Below are 20,174 nucleotides of genomic sequence, written 5' to 3'. Positions count from 1 at the left end.
AAATCATTAAGACACGTTAGTTACTGAAATAGCGACAGTCCAGAAACTGTAGTCTCTCATCCCTCGCTGTCGCTGCTTCATTATATAAAAGAATATCCCCCTAATGTATATTCGTAAGCTGGGGACTATTTCTCAATTTTGGGCATACACTGTTGGAGATAACGAACTGTTAAAGTATATGGCAGATCAAGCGGTTACCGTATCTCAAAACAAGGAGAGAACCTCGGATGTCCCAGGATGTATTAACTATAGCTATTTTAGCTAAAGACAAGGCGCATGTTTTACCGCTGTATTTGAAATTGCTTGAACAGCAAACATACCCTTCCTCAAAAATCAATCTATATATCCGGACGAATAACAACAATGATCGCACTGGAGAAATCCTGAAAGAGTGGAGCGAGGAAGTTAAAGGTGCTTATCATGAAGTCTACTTCGATGACAGCGATGTTGAAGAGCCGGTTCAGAACTACAGTCCTCATGAATGGAATAGCCTCAAGCTTAAAGTGTTGGGAAGGATCAGACAGGAATCCATACAATGGGCGTTGGACAGAGACACTCACTATTTTGTAGCAGACTGTGACAATTTCATTGCTCCTGACACGGTTGAAAGCCTGTTGAATACCGGAATGCCGGTGATAGGGCCTTTATTAAGGCTCGCTGACTCACTGGAAAGCCTCTACTCCAATTATCATCATCAGACCGATGAGAACGGTTATTTGAAATCATCTACCCAGTACTATGATATTTTTTATGGAACCACCAAGGGTTTGATTCAGGTGGATGTCATTCATTGTACCTATTTAATTCGCAAGGAATTTCTGCAATATGTGCAGTATGATGATGAAAGTTATCGGTATGAGTATGTGATCTTCAGCGATGGACTTAGAAAAGCCGGGATTCCTCAGTATATCGACAATCGTCGTGTTTACGGAGCGCTTACGTTTGTGGACACGGCTGAAATATTTGTAGAGAAGAACATTGAGCAGCAATTTTACCTGCTTGCTGGCTTACAGGAAATAAGATCAGAAGAAGGTCCCGATAGCTGAAGCGATTTATAAGATTATACTTCTTCAGTCGTTTTGACCCACTACTTTAGCATGCAAGAATATGGTACTAAAGTAGCATGCAATCCCCCTCTAATGGAGGAGCCTACTACTTAAGAAGCATCCTGGTCAGCTATACCATGCTATATCCCTCACAACGAATAGGGTCCTCTCCTCTTCTAATAAGCCGTGTATCCTGCTACAAAGCCTGAAATGATACAGGACTTCTGCTCTGCATTCGGGACTGATCCAGTCCTGCGTAATCATACAGATACCCTTCGTAGACAATCTCAAATGCAGGATGACAACCAAAATCAAACGGTGTTACCAGCCCAGATGAACGCTCCCACAGCTGGATTCCTGTCCGTCCAAGCACCTCTGCCACAAATTGCGAGCAAAAAAATGCATTGTCCCGCTCAATGCTAAAGTTCAGCAATACACCAAATAGCCCTACCAGATTGTACCGATAGACACCCTCATGCTCCTCAAAGGCTTCCAGCAGGCACGCTGTCTTCTCCTTCTGTCCATAACTGACGGGCAGACGAAGCAGCATGCACCTCGTATGTGGAAAGCGCCGATAGACACCCCCATACACGTCCTCGCGGACGAAGCCCGCTACCCATGGATTATAGGGCCGCTTCCGTCCGAAGCTGTATAGATCCTTCAGATTGGCATCCAGCGACAACGATGCATGATTGTATGGTGCCGACGTTACCTGCTTGATGAGCGTGCTGAACCATGTGCCAGTGTCTGTCAGAAGGACATATAGACTGGCCTCATCGCGCTTGTGAATGTGCCGAACCTTTTCCCTATTGTGATTCATTACCGATTCACCTCATTACAACGTACTGAGGCTAATTATAAATTCCAACCCTGCTGCTCAAGAACAGACCTGCGCACGGATTCCCTACTGGACCTTAGGCCAGATTGAACACAGACCTCTGGAACGTTTATAGCGAATTGCACCTTGAAAAATTTTGTCGACTTGCCTCTAATCAACCTGTTCCTCCCCCATAGTAGTTCAGGCTCCATTTCCCTCCTTTTTTCCATATATGTATTCTATAACTAGCTTGTTTACTTTTATTCATGTGTGGTAATCAAGCTTAAGGAGGATGATGCATACATGAAATGGATTGATAAGTGGAAGGCCGTTCAGCAGTATGAACAATCTTCATCCGAATGCTTCCTGACCATCTATCTCAATACCGAGACCGCCAATGGTGCCAACGCCGAATGGCCGCTACGTCTGAAGAATGGGCTGAAGAAGCTCATGGAGTACTCTCTTTCGGGAGAAAGCCCTGAGCAGCAGAAGACGCTCAAGCGCCTCTGTGCCAAGGTCGAGAAGGACATCAACAGTCATCGCACAACGCTAAAGAAAGGGCTTATTGTCATAGCAAGCTCCTCCGGCGATCTGTATTTTCTGGAGAAGCTGCAGGTGCAGCTCCCCAATGCGTTCTACTGGGAGTCTTCTCCCCATCTGGATGAGATGAACGAGGTATTCACTCAATATCCGGCTGCAGGTGTCATTCAGGTCGGCAGTGACCATATCCGGGTGCTGGATACTCTACTCGGCAACATTCATCAGGAGTATCGCTTCGATTGGGACAGTCAGACAGAGAATTGGCGTGAGCATATCGGTGCCGAGAGTGTCAAGAAAGTGTCAGGTCGTACTCAGAAGGAGAACTACGATGAGCGGATCGCTGTGAACAAACAGCGCTGGATGAAACGAATCATCCCTGTATTGCAGCGTTTCTCCAAGCAAAAGCGTTGGCAGGAGCTCATCTTCACAGGTGAGAAAGCCCTGGCCGCAGAGCTATCCAAGGAATGTGATTTCGCCAAGACAAGAGTCATTTCGAAAAACATGAACGGCGCACCTGCTCATGAGGTGTTGAATGGGGTATACTCAGCTATCCGCGCCTGACCATTGTCCCGCTCACTCATGTTGAGCGCCCTTACAGTCATTCAGCTCGCACTGGACAAGCCGTCTCCTGATCCCGTACTGTAGCCCGTACTGTACAACGTAGGATATGCAGGGCGAGTATAGAATACACTAATTCAAGTCCTTCCATGGCTCCGTCGGGGGTCAGGAAGGGCTTTTTGCGTTACAATAAACTTATAGGCGAGATTCAAAATCATATTCATAATCACATTACAAAATGGAGACGTGACATCCACTATGAATTACACACCATTCACAGAAGTGTATCAGCTCATGGAGCTATCCTTTCCAGAGAGCGAATTTCGTATATTCGAGCACCAACAGCAGCTGCTACATCATGCCTACTATTCCCTTCATACAGAGCAGGACGCGTCCGGTAGAGTTACCGCCCTCCTAGCCGGGTGGAGACTGCCGGGGTTCTCATTCATTGAGCATCTAGCAGTAGACCCCACGCTAAGAGGGGGAGGTGTCGGGGCACGCATGATTCAACAGTTCATACAGGAGAGAGAAGCAGAGGGACCGATTATTCTGGAGGTAGAGCCACCGGAGGAAGAGATGGCTAAGCGACGCATCGGATTCTATGAACGACTTGGCTTTTGTCTCAATGCATTCGACTATGTGCAGCCTCCACTTCGCCAGAATGCGAACGAGTTGAAGCTGCTTATCATGAGCTATCCCTCTCCACTAACACCGCAGCAGTTCAAGGACTATCGGGGAATTTTATACAGAGAGGTCTACGGAGTAGAAGCAGCGGAGTAGAGTTGAAGAGACTATTCTAGGTAGCCTAGAGGCAAGACAGGCTAGATGAGTCTGAGGCCTCAAAGTTGAGGTGGATTCCATGAGTAAATTGGAATGCCAAGGAATAAAGTGGGGCTTATCTGTACTATGAATACACTTGTAGCTGGTGAAGTCCTATTTAACAATAAAAAACCGTTGTGATCACAGCCATGAGCCGCAATCACAACGTTTTTATACTAGTACAAGCACAAGCTTCCATAAGCTTCGTCCATACGTTTATAAACTTATAAGCTTAATCGTCTATCCGATACGCTCTTTAATTCGTTGCAGGCGCATCTGGAGCTGGCAGATCCGAGGTCGTCACCTCTGGCTCCTCTGCACGATTGCCAAGGAATATATTCAGTACGATCGCTGTGATGGAGCCTGTTACAATGCCACTTTGCAGGAGCATCTTGAGCCACTCTGGCACCTGATCGAACATTTGCGGTACAGCAGCTGAACCAAGACCCACAGCAATACTGCAAGCTACGATGAGCAGATTGCTCTCCTTGCGCAGGTTCACTTCGGACAGGATAGATACACCCGCCGCAGCTACCGAGCCGAACATCACAATCATGGCTCCGCCCAGAACAGCATTAGGAATCACCGTCGTTAATGCGGCCAGCTTGGGTAGCAGCCCGAGCACGACCATAATTGCGCCCGCCGCGAAGATTACCTTGCGTGTCTTCACTCGCGTCAAGGTAATGAGGCCAACGTTCTGAGAGAATGCGGTATACGGGAATGCATTCAGAAGGCCGCCGAGCATGATCGCTGCTCCCTCTGAGCGAAGTCCGTTTACAATCTGGCGTTGCTCGACCTTCTGGTCGGTAGCACGCCCAACTGCAAGATACACACCCGTCGATTCCACCATACTGACGATATTCACGATAATCATCGTAATAATAGCCATCACGCTGAATTCGGGCTTACCGAAGTAAAAGGGCTGTGCAATGCTGAGCCAGGACGCCGAGCCAACAGCCTCAAAGCTAACAATACCCATGAAGTAGCCCATAGCGGTACCGACAGCCAAGCCCAGCAGGACGGAGACGGCACGCAGGAAACCTGTAGCCAGTCGATTAACCAGCAGTATAATCACTAGTGTAGCCAGAGCCAGCAACAGATTGCGTGGTTCGCCGAAATCAGGCATATTTTGACCACCTGCTACATTGTTCATCGCTACTGGAATGAGTGTAAGCCCAATGATGGTAACGACAGAGCCCGTCACTACAGTTGGGAAGAAGCGAAGCAGCTTCCCATATAGTGGTGCGAACAGCACGACGAATAACCCGGATAGTATAATGGCGCCATAGGCCGTCGCAAGGTTCGAGGTTGAAGCAATGGCGATAATCGGCCCCACCGCTGTAAAGGTACAGCCCAATACCACCGGAAGACCGCTGCCGAAATACTTGCTGCGCATAATCTGCAGCAGTGTTGCCAGCCCGCAGGTGAACAGGTCTGCTGCGACCAGATACGCCATCTGGGCAGGAGTCAGCCCCAAAGCTCCACCTACAATGAGCGGCACCGCAATAGCACCGGCATACATTGCCATGACATGCTGGAAGCCTAGTGCGAAAATCTTTTGTCTACTTAACATATTCACGTTCACTTCTCCTCTAATTCAATCGAACTCACCAGTACTCTTTTTTACACAGTTACTTATCTTGTACAGTTACTTGCCTTATATAGATATCTCTTTCTTACGACTCAATAGATGTACATCTCTTCTTCTATGAACTCAATCTGTCCAGGGGACATTGAAGCGATGCGTGCCAGTGAGTGCACCCGAATGCCTCTCTCCTCCAGCAATCCGCGTCCTTCCTGGAAGCTCTTCTCGATGACACAGCCAACGCCGACCAGCTCGGCACCTGACTCCGCCACCATATCCGCCAGGCCTACCAAGGCAGCGCCTGTAGCCAGGAAATCATCGACGATCAGTACCTTATCCCCCGGGGTCAGATACTTGCGTGCAAGGCTGATCTGATAGGTCTCGCCTTTGGTAAAAGAGTGTACGGGCGCGGAGAATACCTGCTCACCCTGTGTGATTGCCTTCTTCTTCTTGGCATAGACAAATGGAACCTGGAGATCAATCGCTGTCGCCATGGCAAATTGAATCCCGCTCGCTTCAATGGTCAGTACCTTGGTAATCTGCTCGTCCTGGAATCTGCGACCGAACTCCCGTCCAATCTCCAAAGCCAGCATGGGATCCACCTGATGATTCAGGAAGGAGTCTACCTTCAGGACCGTATCGGACAGTATCTCGCCTTCCTGGAGAATACGCTCTTGTAATACTTTCATGCTCGAATCTCTCTCCTTCTATGTGCGGTTGTTCAGAAAACGCAAAAAAGGACAGATCCCTTGACGTACTTCGCTCAAGTGAACCTGTCCTTCTGGGTTTTTGTCCCTGTAGGTGTAGCACAGTCATCCTGTGCCCGTATCGCTCGGACCAGCCTTTCCTTGCCCACGGCAAAGAAACGGAACCCTAGATACGCTATCACTCATAGTCGGACGATTGCAATGGTCATCCGGTAGAAACTTTTGGGCCATATCCCCAAGATTATATGAGCTTGCATGTTGTCTTGCTTACCTCTCACGAATCAGACAACATGCCTGTTGACGGTAACATGTATAGTACACCTTCTGCGGACAGGTTTCAAGGATTTTTAGCATACTTGTACCCTCTATACGCTAATGCCCGTCGTAGCAGCTAGTAGAAGGACACCTCTCACAGCACAGCTGTCCGCCCATGATGGACTTGATCGGTACACTTTGCACACGAATGTTATAATGGTCCGTAGATTCATACTGAATATGATCAGTACAATTGTACGATGTAAGGTTAAGATATTTGAGTACAAGTACACCTTGCTAAATAAGGAGCGTTCTATGTGATGCAAAAAATTATGATCGTCGAGGATGACCCCAAAATTGCAGAATTGCTGCAATCACATATATCAAAGTATGGCTATGAGGTGGTTCAGCCCCACCGGTTCGAGCATGTACTGGATGAATTCCACAACCACTCCCCTGATCTGGTCCTGCTGGATGTGAATCTGCCCAGTTACGATGGCTACTATTGGTGCCGACAGATCAGGGCTGTCTCTACGTGCCCAGTATTGTTCATATCAGCTCGTGCTGGTGAGATGGATCAGATCATGGCACTGGAGAATGGGGCAGATGATTATATTACGAAGCCCTTTCATTATGGAGTCGTGATGGCCAAGATCCGCAGCCACCTGCGTCGCGCCTATGGAGAATATGCCGCTCAATTTACGGAGCAGATACTAGAGAAGGCCGGGCTACGCCTCTACCCAGAGCGACTGGAATTGAGTCTGGATTACCGAACCGTGACATTGACACGCAAGGAATCCGATATTATCGAGAGCCTGATGGAACGCCATCCCCGGGTAGCTAGTAGAGAAGCTCTGCTGGAGAAGCTGTGGGACGACCAAGCCTTCGTAGATGAGAATACACTGAACGTCAATATCACTCGGGTCCGCAAAAAATTCCAGGAGCTGGGCGTCGAGGATGCTGTTGAGACCGTGCGCGGTACAGGGTACCGGCTGAATACCTCCTGGCTGCAGGAGGAGGAGCGATGAGATTATTCCTGCGAGAGCACGCCTTATTGGTTGTAGTGCAATGCCTTCAGTTTGTACTCATATTGTCCATCTATTGGATGGACGGCTACCGTAATCTTCGGCCAGCGCTCTACTCTATCTTCCTTGGAATATTCCTGCTCAGCTGCTATCTCATCTACCACTACATCAGCCGACGTCGCTACTATCAGCGTCTGAGTGAACCTATGCTCAAGCTGGATGCCTCCTTCCGCACCATGGACACAGCACCGATCTCCGAAGCTTTGGAGCTGCTGCTGCATACCCAATACAAGCACTACCAGACCCAGCTGAACCATGCCCAGGCACAGCAAAGTCAGCATCTGACCTTCATGGACCAATGGGTGCATCAGATGAAGACACCTCTGTCGGTCATCGAGCTAACCGTACAACAGATGGATGAGCCTGAGGGAGCGAGCATTCGTGCAGAGCTAGAGCAAATGCGCTCCAATCTGAACACCGTCCTGTACATGGCCCGGCTGCGTAGCTTTGAGCAGGACTTTCACGTCCGATCCGTGACCTTGGCCAAGCTCGTCAACGAGGTGCTGCATGATAACAAGCGATTATTCATTCGCAGTCACGTATATCCAGAGGTTCGTACCCTACAAGACATTCGCGTCGATACTGATGAGAAATGGCTCTTCTTCATGATCTCGCAGATTGTGATTAATGCGGTCAAGTATTCCGCTGGCCAGCATGATAAGGTACTCATTACCTCTGGCGCGAAAGGGAAGCAGGCCTACATCGAAGTCCGGGACCAAGGTGTTGGTATCCCGGCTGCGGATCTTAAGCGTGTCTTCAGCCCGTTCTTCACTGGGGCGAATGGTCGAGGCTTCCGCGAATCTACAGGCATGGGTCTGTATCTGACGAAGGAGGCTGCTGACCGCCTGGATCATCGTATTGAGCTGGAATCCATAGAAGGCGAAGGGACAACCGTCCGCATTCTCTTCTCCTCCTTCCACCGTGAATCCGCCTGAACGAGTGGAACGAAGCATGGAAGGCATCCCCAACCTTACACGCATGTAATAAAAGTGAAAGCTGATTCGATGGTTCAGATGAAGGCATCAGCACTATACTGTGAACATCTGATAGATGCACAACTGAAAGGCAGCCAGCATAGTCGATGCGATGAAGGTCCTATCCTGTTATGGTAGCTGATCTTGCGAGGCTTATGCGGCATGCTGAAGAAAGGGGAAGCTGTCATGCTGAATGTCAATAAAGTTAGTAAAATCTATACTGGCAATATCGCTTATCGAGCCTTGACGGATATCGAGTTCACCATTGAGGAGGGAGAATTCGTCGGAATCATGGGACCATCGGGTAGCGGGAAGACAACACTGCTAAATATGATTGCTACCATTGATGAACCAACAACCGGGAGTATATTGGTGGATGGCCGGGATACAGGGAAGCTGAAGAAGCATGAACTGGCCCGATTCCGGCGGCGTGAGCTGGGATTTGTCTTTCAAGACTTTAATCTTCTGCACACTCTTACGGTAGAGGAGAATATGGTTCTACCTCTCACCCTGGATGGTCACAAGGTGCAGGATATGAAGGAGAAGGCTCGCAATATTGCCGATGAGCTAGGCATTACTGGCATCCTGAACAAGCGCACATACGAAATATCAGGCGGGCAGGCCCAACGGGCAGCCATTGCCAGAGCAATGATTCACACGCCCAAGCTACTGCTAGCGGATGAGCCTACTGGTAATCTGGACTCCAAATCTGCGCGCGATGTCATGGAAATGCTGGAGCGGATCAATCATACGCAGCGCACAACCATGATGCTAGTAACTCATGACGCCATGGCAGCAAGCTACTGCCACCGGGTCATCTTCATCCGCGACGGACAGCTGTATACCGAAATTAACCGTGGCGATAACCGACAGACCTTTTTCCAAAAGATTATCGATACGCTGTCACTGTTAGGAGGCCATACCCATGACATTTCGTCAATTCGCGTTTAATAATGTCCTCAGGAACAAGCGTCTCTATGCCGCCTATTTCCTGAGCAGCCTCTTCACGGTAATGGTGTTCTTCACCTTCTCGATCTTCGCTTATCATCCGATGCTCAGCGGAGAGAATGTGCATGGCAGTGCCGCTACAGCCCTGTCCTCCTCCAAATGGATTATCTATGTATTCTCCTTCTTCTTCGTGTTGTACTCCATGAGTACGTTCCTGCAATCCCGTAAGCGGGAGTTCGGTCTCTTGATGCTGCAGGGCATGTCGGATGGGCAACTGCGACGCATGGTCTTCCTGGAGAATATGCTGATCGGTCTCGCAGCCTCAGCAGGAGGTATCGGGCTTGGACTTATATTCGCCAAGGCCATCCTGCTGCTCGGAGAGAACATTCTCCAGCTTGGGGGCAGTCTGCCCTTCTACATTCCGTGGCAGGCTATCACAGTAACACTAATCGCATTTCTGATTCTGTTCGTGCTCATCTCTCTTTTCATCGCGTTGGTGCTGCGTAGCGGCAAGCTTATCCAATTGATCAAGAGCAACAGGATATCCAAGGGAGAGCCCAAGGCTTCCCTACTACTATCGCTACTGGTAGTTGCCTTGATTGGCATTAGTTATACGTTATCCCTGAACGCCAAGGGAGTAGAAGTGGTACTTCTGCTGGTTCCTGTAGTCATCATGGTCTGCATCGCCACTTATCTATTCTTCACACAGCTTAGCGTCTATCTGATTCGCAAGCTCAAATCGAAGGAGCAAATCTTCTGGAAGAAGACGAACATGCTGTTATTCTCGGACCTGTCCTACCGCATGAAGGATAATGCACGTACGTTCTTCTTGGTAGCCATTATCTCAACTGTCGCCTTCTGTTCTATTGGTTCATTGTATGGCTTCCGCACGGTGCTGACCAAGCCTCTCATTGAAATAAACCCATACATTTTCCACTATGTATCCAAGCAAGGAGACACTGAGCAGCAGATGCATCTGCGGTTGATCGAATCGACACTTCAACGTGAGCAGATTCAGGCTACGCGAGGCGATGTCCGACTGAATTACTATCAGATCGAGGGTCAAAAACAACCTATCTTGATGATCAGCTTATCAGAGTATAACCGCTTTGCCGGATTGATGCAGGCAGATCCGATCGAGCTTGCGGGCAACGCTCCAATAGTCGTAGGGGCTGATTACGGTTTTGCTGCACCGAAAGAGTCCGAGCTGCTGAGCAAGCCGCTCATCACATCATCCAAGCTCACTCTCCGGGCAGAGCAGAAGGTCACATCCCATCTACTGCCGGGTTCACTACACTATCTTATCGTTCCAGATCATATCCAATCGCAATTAGGCAAGCCAGCCGAGCAAGAGCATTATTATGCATGGAACGGTAAAGCAGGACAACCCGGCGCTATTGCAGCAGGTAAAGCCCTGCTGGGCACGCTTAAGCAATATGGAGATCAATATCAATTCCTTCCGAGGGACTATCAATTGGATGATACGATCAAGGGCTATGCCCCCATCCTATTCATCGGCTTGTTCATTGGAATTGTATTCTTCGTATCAGCTGGCAGCTTCCTCTACTTCCGTCTCTATAGCGATCTGGATGAGGATAAAGAGAAATTCAAAGCTATTGCGAAGCTGGGACTGAGCAAACAGGAGCTGAGCCATGTGCTTACACAGCAAATTTCCCTGCTGTTCTTCACTCCCATTGTAATAGCATTAGTGCACGGTGCCGTGGCTCTGACGGCCTTGTCGAACATGTTCGAATACTCCCTATTCTGGGAATCCGCCTCCGTGCTAGGTATCTTCTGTCTAATCCAGTTCATATACTTCGTCATCGTTAGGTATTTCTATATCCAGCAGGTGCAGTCCGTGGTGTGATTCATAATCCAATGCAAATAGCCTGAAGCCAAAGGATAGTGTATCCCGGCTTCAGGCCCTTTTATTATAAGGCGGATCGTTGCGTGCGTCCTTCTAGATGTATGTGCAGAGCTACTCAGCCATGGCTACAAGGCAAGCATCCAGCACCTGCTGATGGCCCGATGAATATGAAGCTTAGGCTTCTCTACTTCACCTCATCATGTAAATTCAACCACACTACTCTGGCTTGGGCCTGGTACCTTACGCTTGGTGCCTTACACTCAGTGCCTTGGCTTAGTCTTGCGCTTGGTTGCGCTCCCGCTCACGGAGCTCTATCCGTCGAATCTTGCCAGAGCTGGTCTTCGGCAGGTCGCTCACGAATTCAAGCTTGCGCGGGTATTTGTAAGGTGCCGTAATCGCCTTTACGTGATTCTGTAGCTCTCTCGCCAGCTCTGGCGAGGCCGCAGATTCGTTGCGCAGCACCACGAACGCCTTAACTACATGCCCCCGCATCTCATCAGGACTGGCAACGACTGCACATTCTTTGACTAATTCATGCTTCATAAGCGCTTCTTCAACCTCAAATGGACCGATGGTATAGCCCGAGCTGATAATAATGTCATCCCCACGGCCTTCGAACCAAAAGTACCCCTCTTCATCCTTGCTGGCCCGGTCTCCCGTGACAAAATAGGCTCCGCGCATGCTGGCTTCCTTGCGACCCGGGTCCAGATAATACGTGCGGAACAAGGCCGGCATATCTTGATGGACAGCGATATCTCCCACCACACCTGCCGGTAGTGGCTGTCCTTCCTCATCAATGACCTCGATTAGCCCCGGCGTGATAGACTGCCCCATGGAGCCAATCCGAAGCGGAGCATCCTTGAGACTGCCAATCAGCAGCGTGCTCTCGGTCTGTCCATAGCCATCGCGAATTGTAAGATTGAAGTGCCGTTGGAAGATCTCGATCACCTCTTGATTCAGCGGCTCTCCCGCCGATACTGCACTGCGCAGCTTGGACAGATCATAGCCAGGCAGATCCTCTGCCTTCGCCATCAGCCGATATTCAGTAGGCGTGCAGCATAATACCTGAATTCCATATTGTTCAATCAACTTCAGATAACGTCCAGGCTTGAACCCACCATTGTAGATGAAACCCGTCGCGCCCCGTCCCAACACGGACAGGAACGGACTCCAGATCCATTTCTGCCAGCCAGGTGCAGCAGTAGCCCATACGGTATCTGAAGGCTGAATGTCCAGCCACAGGGATGCGGCAATCCGCAGATGAGCGTATCCCCAACCATGGCTGTGGACCACGCCCTTGGGATTGCCCGTCGTTCCTGAAGTATACGCCAGGATCGCCATATCATCCCGATGAGTCTGTACAGAAATAGACGCATCTGGCGCTCCCTGCATAAGCTCACTCAGATTCACCCAGCCTGATGGTGTCGCGAATGCATCTTCCTGCATGCTCGTAGAGGAATGAACGACAATACGGTGTGCCAGGGCAGGCAGATCAGCTTCAATCTTCTGCACCTCCTCCGTCGTATCGGACCAAGCAATGACAGCACGAGCCTCAGAATGACGCAGGCGATATTCGAGATCCTTAGCTCTCAGCATTTCAGAGGATGGAATGATAACTAGGCCCAGCTTGAGACAAGCAATATAAATGATATAGGCAATAATCTGCCTAGGGACCATGACGAGCACACGATCTCCCTTCTCTAATCCTAGGCCATGGAGCCCAGCCACCAGACGATTCGCCTTATCGAGAAGCTCTCCATATGTAATCTCCTCCGTGTCTCCATGGTCGCTCAGCCAACGCAGCGCCACACGCTCCGCCGGGTGATTCTCCATCTCGGCCGTGAGATTATAATATTCAGGTGCAATCCACTGTTCAAAATTCAAAGACAGGTCTCTCCCTTATGATCAATTGTGTAGCTATGTATATTATACTCCTAAATCCTAGGACCTGGTACTAGGACAACCAATATTCTTTTTTTCCCTAATATAATTCTAATCCTCTACCCTTGAGACCCGGGCCAAGAACAGGCCTTGGCTATCTCGCGAAGTGCAGCACCCACCACCGACTCCTGCTGCGGTCTGCCGGGGTCCATGTTCGTCAGGACAGCAGCACCCATTCCGAGCTCTGGAAAAGCTACCATCATGCCTTGGAAGCCGATTCCCCAGCCTCTGGACAAGATCTGAAGAACATCATCGGCGGAATGCAGGAAGATACCAAGCCCCGCAGCTGGCTCACAACCAAAGCCTGTCATCATATAACGAACCAGATCTGATCGCAGGAATGCTTGAGACTCCCCTCGCCAAGCTTCCATAAGCACAACCAGCATTCGTGCCAAATCCTCCGCCGTGGTCCACAGCCCTGCAGCTGCCTGATAAGGATAATAGGCTCGTCTGCCAGGGACGACCTCTCCTTGAGCGTTATGACCTGCCGCAATACCGCGCCCACCTTCAATATCCATATCTTCAATATCCATGGGCAATGTCCTTCCTTCAGGATCGGCAGCCGAATTCCAGAATGACGTGCGTCGAAGCCCTAGTGGTCCTATGACCAGCTCATCCATGGCCTCCGCAAAAGGCAAACCAGTCACCTGCTTAACGATCTGCTCGATGACACAATAGCCCGCATCCGAGTAGCTGAACCGACTCTCTGGTACATAGCTTACTTTCAGAGGTTGCTGGAGATATCGAGTGCGTCCCGCCAAAATGTCCTCCAGCTCGGGCACCTTATCACCAGGCTGACATGCATCAAAGCTGCCCTCCGGGTCCTCAAGCCCTCCCTGATGAGCCAGAAGCTGCGATAAGGTAACCGTGACCTGACGCAAGCTCTGATCCGATACTTCATCCATATGCTTGACGAAGATATGCTGGTCTACCTCTTCACTTCGAGCTCCAACTCTGTCCTTTTCCCGTTCATGACCCATGTCCTGTGCCATAGAAATCCTCATGTTCGGGCCTTCTGTCAGCTTCCAGGACCCAAGATACTCGTTCACATCCGCATCCAGTCTGAGCCGCTCCGCCTGCACAAGACGTAGCACTCCTAATGCTGTCACCATTTTGCTCATGGAGCAGGCATGAAACAGACTGTCTTGCACTGCTGGACGATCTGTGCCTCTCTCCAGCGTTCCCAGCCCCTCACTCCACGCGACCTGCCCACCCTGTAGGACAGCCACACTCATCCCCGGAGTGCCGTGTTCTTCCATAAGGCGGGAGAGAGCTTTCTTCAATTCAGCGAAGCTGTTCATTGCTCCTCACTTCCTTCCTCCATCATCTAGGCCGATTTCTATGCATTCTACCTTATAAATTCTATCCCCTACCCGCAGAGAATGAATATGATTATAATCCCTTGATACGGTAAACAAGCCCAAAGTGCCGCTCCAAGCACCACTGAAATCATGGACTTTGAAGCGGCCTGCACTTTACTTCCTACTGGGCTCCAGCTCACAGCTAGCACCACGATTAGATCAACTGTGAGTTTCTTATCCTTCTTCTCTTGTCAGTTATTCTCTTGTACGTCCTCCCGCCGATCAACATAGACCTCCATGGCATCCCGCATGAACACAGCAAGTCCTGCTCCGAATTGGTCAATATTGCGGGTAAAACGTTCGTCATCCACATACATCTGCCCTAGACCCTTGAAGGCCTCCAGCGTATAGCTGTGACTACCCATGCTGTTGAGAAAAACATACCAATCCCCGATCGCTTCCTGGGCCTCCGCGCTGTCCGGTGCACCATCTCGTAATGCAGCGAGCCTGAAGTAAATAGTATTCATGCGATCAGACATGGCCTGCTTCTCAGCTGCGGGCATTCCCTTGACTTTGGCATTGGCCCCATCCACAGCTTCATCGCCCCAGCGCTTGCGTGCTTCTTCTTCATAGGGATTACTCCCGAAATCAAAGCCCTTAAATTGTTCGCTTGCTGTCATCGTTATCTCTCCTCTTGTAGATTTCAGAGTCTTCTCAATCGTATCCATCATCACATCAAGCCTTCGTCGCTTCTCACGCAGCATATTCTGCTGCAGCTCCAGTGCCTCTACCCGATCAAAGGAAGGGCTGCTCAGAATCTCCTGAATCTGCTTGAGCGGGAAGTCCAGCTCCCTGAAAAACAGAATCTGCTGTAGCCGAGCCAGGTCATCCTCCGAGTACAGGCGATATCCTGCTGTAGTCACTTCATTGGGGACGAGCAGACCGATCTCATCATAATGATGCAGTGTGCGCACACTAATGCCTGCCAGCTTGGCGACCTCTTTTACTCTCATGGCCATGATTCATCCTCCCTTCATCACTGACTATAAAGTATCACGAAGCGTGAGGGTCAATACCTGAATTCTTACCTGATTTATCATTTGGAGCCAAAGGTAAAGTCCTCTATAATGAAAGCATCTACACTCACATTACGCGCAACCGGGAAAGGATCTGTGGAACTCATGTTACGACTTCAAGCGGTGCGACTGGGCTTTCTGCTGGGAATCTCGCTCATTCTGTCAGCCATGATCTATTTCTTCGCTGCGAACTGGGGTGGCATGGATCGGCTGGAGAAGATTTCTCTGGCGACCGGACTTGTCATCCTGTTCTATGGAGTATCCTTTGTGCTGAGCCGCATGAAGGGGCTATTCGGACATCAGCATTTCCTGTCAAACATTGTGCTAGTCGGGGGTTGTATCTCCTTCGGAACGGCGGTTGCCTTATTGGATCAGATCTACAATGCTCACGCCAATAGCTATGTGCTGTTTCTGGTCTGGTCCATCCCTGCACTGCTCTTGGCCTGGATTACGCGCTATCCAGCGTTTCATGTATTATCGTACTTTCTGGTACATCTGGCGCTATGGTTCTACTTCATACCGTCCTCTGTATTCATGGCGTATGAAGAGCCCTATATGCTTATGTATGGATTCATTTTCCTGCTGGTGAATCTGGTGCTATTCATCCTGATCGAGAGTCGCAGACTACGTTCACCCGCCCTGCGTATACTTAGCTTCGTCGTACTGCACATTACGCTCTGGTTCCTGTCCAACTCCTTCTATTACGAGACCTATGGAGTGTATCTGAATGTGCTCTGGGTGGGGATTCTGGCAGCAGGCTTCTATTACTTCCTTCATGTACGTTTCAATACGACCTTCGTGGCTCTGAATGCACTGGCTGTCTCGGGCTTCGCGGTCTTCAAATTCATTGAGCTGACGGTGTATCACTCGTCGACGCTATTTTTTCTGTACGGCCTGATCTTCGTCGCAGCGCTGCTGACGGGAAACGTACTGTTCTTTCGCTATTTGCGCAGGCTGGAGCAGACCAGAAATGCCGAATCTGGTGTCGATGAAGCACACGCTGATCGGGAGAGTGCTGCCCCGACAGACAGCCTAGAATCGAAGCCTGTACCATCAAATTCGGCACACGATGCACGTTCGATCATGAGCGTACTTGTATCCCGAATCATTAAAATCGTAGGAATTCTGATCGGAAGCATTTCCTTGATCGGGCTAGCGCTCATTACCACCGGACTGTCGCATCCAGAGTATGGATTGCTCGCTCTGAGTCTAATCTTCATGGTCTCCATGACGATATGGCGTTCCGTGGATTCCGTGATTCGTTATACGATGCTCTGCATCGGATACATTATCGGGGTCATCGCTGCACTATGGATAGATAACCTCGCTGTATCCATTATCATCACGTTATTGATCGGACTTGGATGGCTGCGCTCCGAAGGACGGACACAGCTGTGGGCCACGCATGCCATCTGGAATCTCAGCATGGGCATGATGCTGTATCAGCTGCTGGATGACGTACCGCGCAGCTTCACTTACATGATGATGATATTGGCTCTGATCAACGGAGGACTTCTGGCTGCTCACTCCCGTCTGACAGCCCCGTCCTTGCATGAGAATGCACGCAAGCATCTCGGAGAAAGTAGCTTGTTCTTCACGCTGCTCTTCCTGTTGTGGCTGACTTTCCTACAGTCCGCAATCCCTTACGGTCACTTAATGTTCAATATTTTGAACTTTATTGTAGTCACTTATCTGGCATTCCGATACCTCCAGCAGCATAGGATACTTCATGCGACTATAAGCGTGGTGTTCTGGTTCTTGTTTATCGGCTTCCAGTATTATGACCTTTTATGGCCCTTGCTGCACAAGTCTCTGACACTGGCTCTCTTGGGTATCCTTGCACTGGTGCTCGCTTATATAGCTGCCCGTCGGGCCGCAGGTAGCTCTGAGACGGCTGACTCCATACCGCACAACAGCTTGATTCGCAGACGTACGATTGCCATCGGGCTGGTGATTCTACTGCAGTTGGCTTACATCGGCTCTGTGACAGTCTACAAGGAGACGCTACTGCAGTCAGGAACAACGGTGAAGCTGGAGCTCGTGCCAGTGGACCCCCGCTCACTGCTGCAAGGGGACTATGTACAACTGGGCTATACCATCTCAAATCCGCCATCTCCAGCACAGGAGACGCTGATTGCAATGCCTTATAGAGCACGGGTAAGCGTCGTTCTTGCCCCGGGTGCCGACGGGGTCTACACCTTCCAACGACTATATCAGTCTGGTGAGACGCTTGAGACCGGAGAGCTCGTGCTGAACGGCAGGATGTCCGGAGGTGGTGGGATCTACTATGGTATTGAGAGCTACTTTGTTCCAGAAGGCACTGGATTGGATGTACAGACAAATGCCCGCTATGCCCACATCCGTATCAGCGCTGCCGGGGATGCCATTCTGGAGAGCGTAGGGCAGGATTAATGTGGATGGGATTGAGACCTACTCCTGTAGACAATAGCCCATGAAAGCTGCAGATTAAGGCGTATGCTCCGTTGTCAATATGACCAACTTTGTGATAAAATGTAAAAAGATTGTGTACCCTAAGAATAACATCTGTCGACTTGCTTCACAGAAGACAGACCGCACTTAGCGGAAGTTTTTCTTATGATGATAGAATGGTTAGCTCCACTGTAGACAGATTATATTCTATCGTCTATAGAAAAAGAGTAAGGATGTTGGCGCATCCTTACTCTTCGGCAACAGTCCGCTTACAAGGGCGGTAGGCTGCAGGCATTGGTACATGAGATAGACCGCTTACCTTTCGACAGGGCGGTCTATTTCTTTTTGTCTTGGGTCAGTGCAACGACAATGGTGACGACAAGTCCAATCAGCGCAATCAGCAGCGAACCGAACGTCATCATGAGTGTCAGTGCATCCTTCACCTCCACAGGCTTCACCTCCCCTACAGGAGACTAGCCGACCGCCCATCTAAGCCATTCTGTTGTTATGGAATATTATAACATATACCTCAGTTTTAGAGAACGAAAAAGCGAACAAAAATATATAAAACTATACAATTCCTCTAATCTCATCCAGAGCTTGTACCTTTTCTTGTCTCATCCATGCTTCCAGGCCTGAGATCAGCTCCACCCCTGCTCGCAGATTCATGAAATTATACGTCCCTACCTGCACGGCGGCAGCCCCTGCCATGATGAATTCTACGATATCCTCAGCGGAGGTGATGCCTCCCATTCCTATGACTGGGATGCGCACCGCTTGGGCTGTCTGATGGACCATCCGTAGAGCGATTGGCTTGATCGCTGGTCCCGATAGACCCGCATAAGTCTGCTGGAAGGCGCTTCGACGACGACGGATATCAATCTTCATAGCCTGAAAGGTATTGACCAGCGAGATGCCGTCCGCCCCCTCCTCTTCACACATGACCGCCATAGCCGTCAAATCCTCCGCTCCCGGAGACAGCTTCACGATCAGCGGAAGAGCTGTTGCCATTCGTACCGCTCGTACGACCTGACGAGCCACCTCGGTGCGGATGCCGAACTGCATACCGCCCTCCTTCACATTCGGGCAGGAAATATTGAGCTCCAGCATATCCGCTGTCCGTAGTCCTTCCCGACGCTGAGCAGCACAGGCATCATTGATAATACTCGCTGCTTTCACGTATTCTTCGATGTCGGCTCCTCCAAGATTGATCATAACCGCGGTATCCCATTGTGTCATGGACTCCAGTTCATCCCTTAGAAAGGCCTCCACTCCCGGATTCTCCAGACCTACACTGTTCATCATTCCTGACGCCGTCTCTTGCATCCGCGAGCCTTTGTTCCCCGCGCGAGGGTGAAGCGTAATGCCCTTGCCAGAAATACCACCCAGTAGACAAGGATCATAGAACTGCGCATATTCCCGGCCAAAGCCGAAGGTACCGGAGGCCATAATGACCGGATTCTTCAGCTCTACCCCTGCTATATTACAGGTCATGGAGTGCATTCCAATCCACCTCCCCTGCTTCAAATACGGGTCCATCCTTGCATACCTTGCGATTGCCATGGGGTCCTTGCACAGAGCATACCAGACAGGCCCCTATCCCACAGGCCATACGCTTCTCAGCAGACAGGAACAATCGTACTCCCGTCCCCTCTACCTTGTGAGCCAGCGCCTCCAGCATCAGATGTGGACCACAGGCAAAAATATACTCATAGCGCTCAGGCTGGACATGCTCCAAAATACTCTCGGCACCTACCGTAACCGTGACCTGACTTGTCCGTTCCTCAAAAGCAGACACGCCAAAGGCCGCTGTCGAAAATCCCAGAAATACCTCAGCCTGTGTATACCGCTTGGCAGCCATATATAGAGGTGCTGTTCCCATGCCTCCCCCTACCAGTGCTATGCGGCCTTCCACCTCGGGGAAGCCTTGACCAAATGGTCCCTCCAGTTGGACCTCGTCTCCTGGCTGCAATCTGGAGAGTAGCTCTGTCCCCGTGCCGACGATTCGGAACATGAATGCGATATAGCCGTCCCCTATGTCATATATACTGATCGGACGTGACAACACGGGAAAGCTGTCCCAGCAGCGCAGCATATAAAATTGCCCCATCGCGCCTGCATAATTGCCCTCCACCTTCAACACACTGATATCCGGAGCATACCGGACATTTGAGATTACTTTAGCCACAGTGAACCTCCCCTTTTGCATTCCTCTCACTATAATA

General features: G+C 50.1%; 17 protein-coding genes and 1 riboswitch. Of the genes, 8 read left to right on the top strand and 9 right to left on the bottom strand.

The features are described from left to right. Positions 1-227 precede the first annotated feature (227 nt). Complete coding sequence (locus tag D328_RS0105070; RefSeq protein WP_018883880.1) at positions 228-1,046, top strand: glycosyltransferase family 2 protein; 819 nt, start codon at positions 228-230, stop codon at positions 1,044-1,046. 196 nt (positions 1,047-1,242) lie between these two features. On the opposite strand, the gene D328_RS0105065 is transcribed toward D328_RS0105070, so the two are convergent. Next, positions 1,243-1,866 (bottom strand): hypothetical protein, encoded by a 624-nt coding sequence (locus D328_RS0105065; RefSeq protein WP_018883879.1) that lies wholly within the window; start codon positions 1,864-1,866, stop codon positions 1,243-1,245. A 300-nt stretch (positions 1,867-2,166) separates the two neighbouring features. On the opposite strand from D328_RS0105065, the gene D328_RS0105055 reads away from it, so the two are divergent. After that, positions 2,167-2,964: a VLRF1 family aeRF1-type release factor gene (locus tag D328_RS0105055; protein ID WP_018883877.1), complete on the top strand. Its 798-nt coding sequence runs from the start codon at positions 2,167-2,169 to the stop codon at positions 2,962-2,964. Between the two features lie 255 nt (positions 2,965-3,219). Beyond that, entirely contained in the window at positions 3,220-3,741 is a 522-nt protein-coding gene (locus D328_RS0105050; RefSeq protein WP_018883876.1) for a GNAT family N-acetyltransferase, read from the top strand. A 295-nt stretch (positions 3,742-4,036) separates the two neighbouring features. Here the strand turns inward: D328_RS0105050 and D328_RS0105045 are convergent, their stop codons facing one another. Next, positions 4,037-5,353 (bottom strand): nucleobase:cation symporter-2 family protein, encoded by a 1,317-nt coding sequence (locus D328_RS0105045; RefSeq protein WP_026281010.1) that lies wholly within the window; start codon positions 5,351-5,353, stop codon positions 4,037-4,039. Between the two features lie 110 nt (positions 5,354-5,463). After that, on the bottom strand, positions 5,464-6,054 hold the full coding sequence (locus tag D328_RS0105040; RefSeq protein ID WP_018883874.1) for a xanthine phosphoribosyltransferase: 591 nt from the start codon (positions 6,052-6,054) through the stop codon (positions 5,464-5,466). Positions 6,055-6,237: 183 nt separating this feature from the next. After that, positions 6,238-6,341, bottom strand: a riboswitch (purine riboswitch). Between the two features lie 306 nt (positions 6,342-6,647). On the opposite strand from D328_RS0105040, the gene D328_RS0105035 reads away from it, so the two are divergent. The 4 genes from D328_RS0105035 (at position 6,648) to D328_RS0105020 (ending at position 11,201) form a co-directional block, all read left to right on the top strand. Then, positions 6,648-7,355, top strand: a complete 708-nt coding sequence (locus D328_RS0105035) for a response regulator transcription factor (RefSeq protein WP_018883873.1) — start codon at positions 6,648-6,650, stop codon at positions 7,353-7,355. Continuing rightward, positions 7,352-8,347: a sensor histidine kinase gene (locus D328_RS0105030; RefSeq protein WP_018883872.1), complete on the top strand. Its 996-nt coding sequence runs from the start codon at positions 7,352-7,354 to the stop codon at positions 8,345-8,347. Before D328_RS0105035 ends, D328_RS0105030 begins: the two co-directional genes overlap by 4 nt. Positions 8,348-8,572: 225 nt before the next feature. Continuing rightward, entirely contained in the window at positions 8,573-9,337 is a 765-nt protein-coding gene (locus tag D328_RS0105025) for an ABC transporter ATP-binding protein (protein WP_025676801.1), read from the top strand. After that, positions 9,312-11,201, top strand: a complete 1,890-nt coding sequence (locus D328_RS0105020) for an ABC transporter permease (RefSeq protein ID WP_018883870.1) — start codon at positions 9,312-9,314, stop codon at positions 11,199-11,201. The genes D328_RS0105025 and D328_RS0105020 overlap by 26 nt, the downstream gene beginning before the upstream one ends. A 273-nt stretch (positions 11,202-11,474) precedes the next feature. Here the strand turns inward: D328_RS0105020 and D328_RS0105015 are convergent, their stop codons facing one another. The 3 genes from D328_RS0105015 to D328_RS0105005 form a co-directional block, all read right to left on the bottom strand. Then, positions 11,475-13,034, bottom strand: coding sequence for an acyl-CoA synthetase (locus tag D328_RS0105015; RefSeq protein ID WP_051091102.1), 1,560 nt, complete (start codon positions 13,032-13,034; stop codon positions 11,475-11,477). A 167-nt stretch (positions 13,035-13,201) separates the two neighbouring features. Then, positions 13,202-14,443, bottom strand: a complete 1,242-nt coding sequence (locus tag D328_RS30145) for a serine hydrolase domain-containing protein (RefSeq protein ID WP_018883868.1) — start codon at positions 14,441-14,443, stop codon at positions 13,202-13,204. A 251-nt stretch (positions 14,444-14,694) separates the two neighbouring features. Then, entirely contained in the window at positions 14,695-15,462 is a 768-nt protein-coding gene (locus tag D328_RS0105005) for a MerR family transcriptional regulator (RefSeq protein ID WP_018883867.1), read from the bottom strand. 162 nt (positions 15,463-15,624) lie between these two features. Between D328_RS0105005 and D328_RS0105000 the strand changes: the two genes are divergently transcribed. After that, positions 15,625-17,931: a GDYXXLXY domain-containing protein gene (locus D328_RS0105000; protein WP_018883866.1), complete on the top strand. Its 2,307-nt coding sequence runs from the start codon at positions 15,625-15,627 to the stop codon at positions 17,929-17,931. A gap of 353 nt (positions 17,932-18,284) precedes the next feature. On the opposite strand, the gene D328_RS31450 is transcribed toward D328_RS0105000, so the two are convergent. From D328_RS31450 to D328_RS0104985, 3 genes are all read right to left on the bottom strand, one after another. Continuing rightward, positions 18,285-18,398 (bottom strand): putative holin-like toxin, encoded by a 114-nt coding sequence (locus tag D328_RS31450; RefSeq protein WP_018883865.1) that lies wholly within the window; start codon positions 18,396-18,398, stop codon positions 18,285-18,287. 121 nt (positions 18,399-18,519) lie between these two features. Continuing rightward, positions 18,520-19,452: a dihydroorotate dehydrogenase gene (locus D328_RS0104990; protein ID WP_018883864.1), complete on the bottom strand. Its 933-nt coding sequence runs from the start codon at positions 19,450-19,452 to the stop codon at positions 18,520-18,522. Continuing rightward, entirely contained in the window at positions 19,433-20,137 is a 705-nt protein-coding gene (locus D328_RS0104985; RefSeq protein WP_018883863.1) for a dihydroorotate dehydrogenase electron transfer subunit, read from the bottom strand. The genes D328_RS0104990 and D328_RS0104985 overlap by 20 nt, the downstream gene beginning before the upstream one ends. Between the last annotated feature and the right edge of the window lie 37 nt (positions 20,138-20,174).

Source organism: Paenibacillus massiliensis 2301065 = DSM 16942, from assembly GCF_000377505.1.
Lineage (GTDB): Bacteria > Bacillota > Bacilli > Paenibacillales > Paenibacillaceae > Paenibacillus > Paenibacillus massiliensis.
This window is presented reverse-complemented; position numbering and strand designations above follow the sequence as displayed.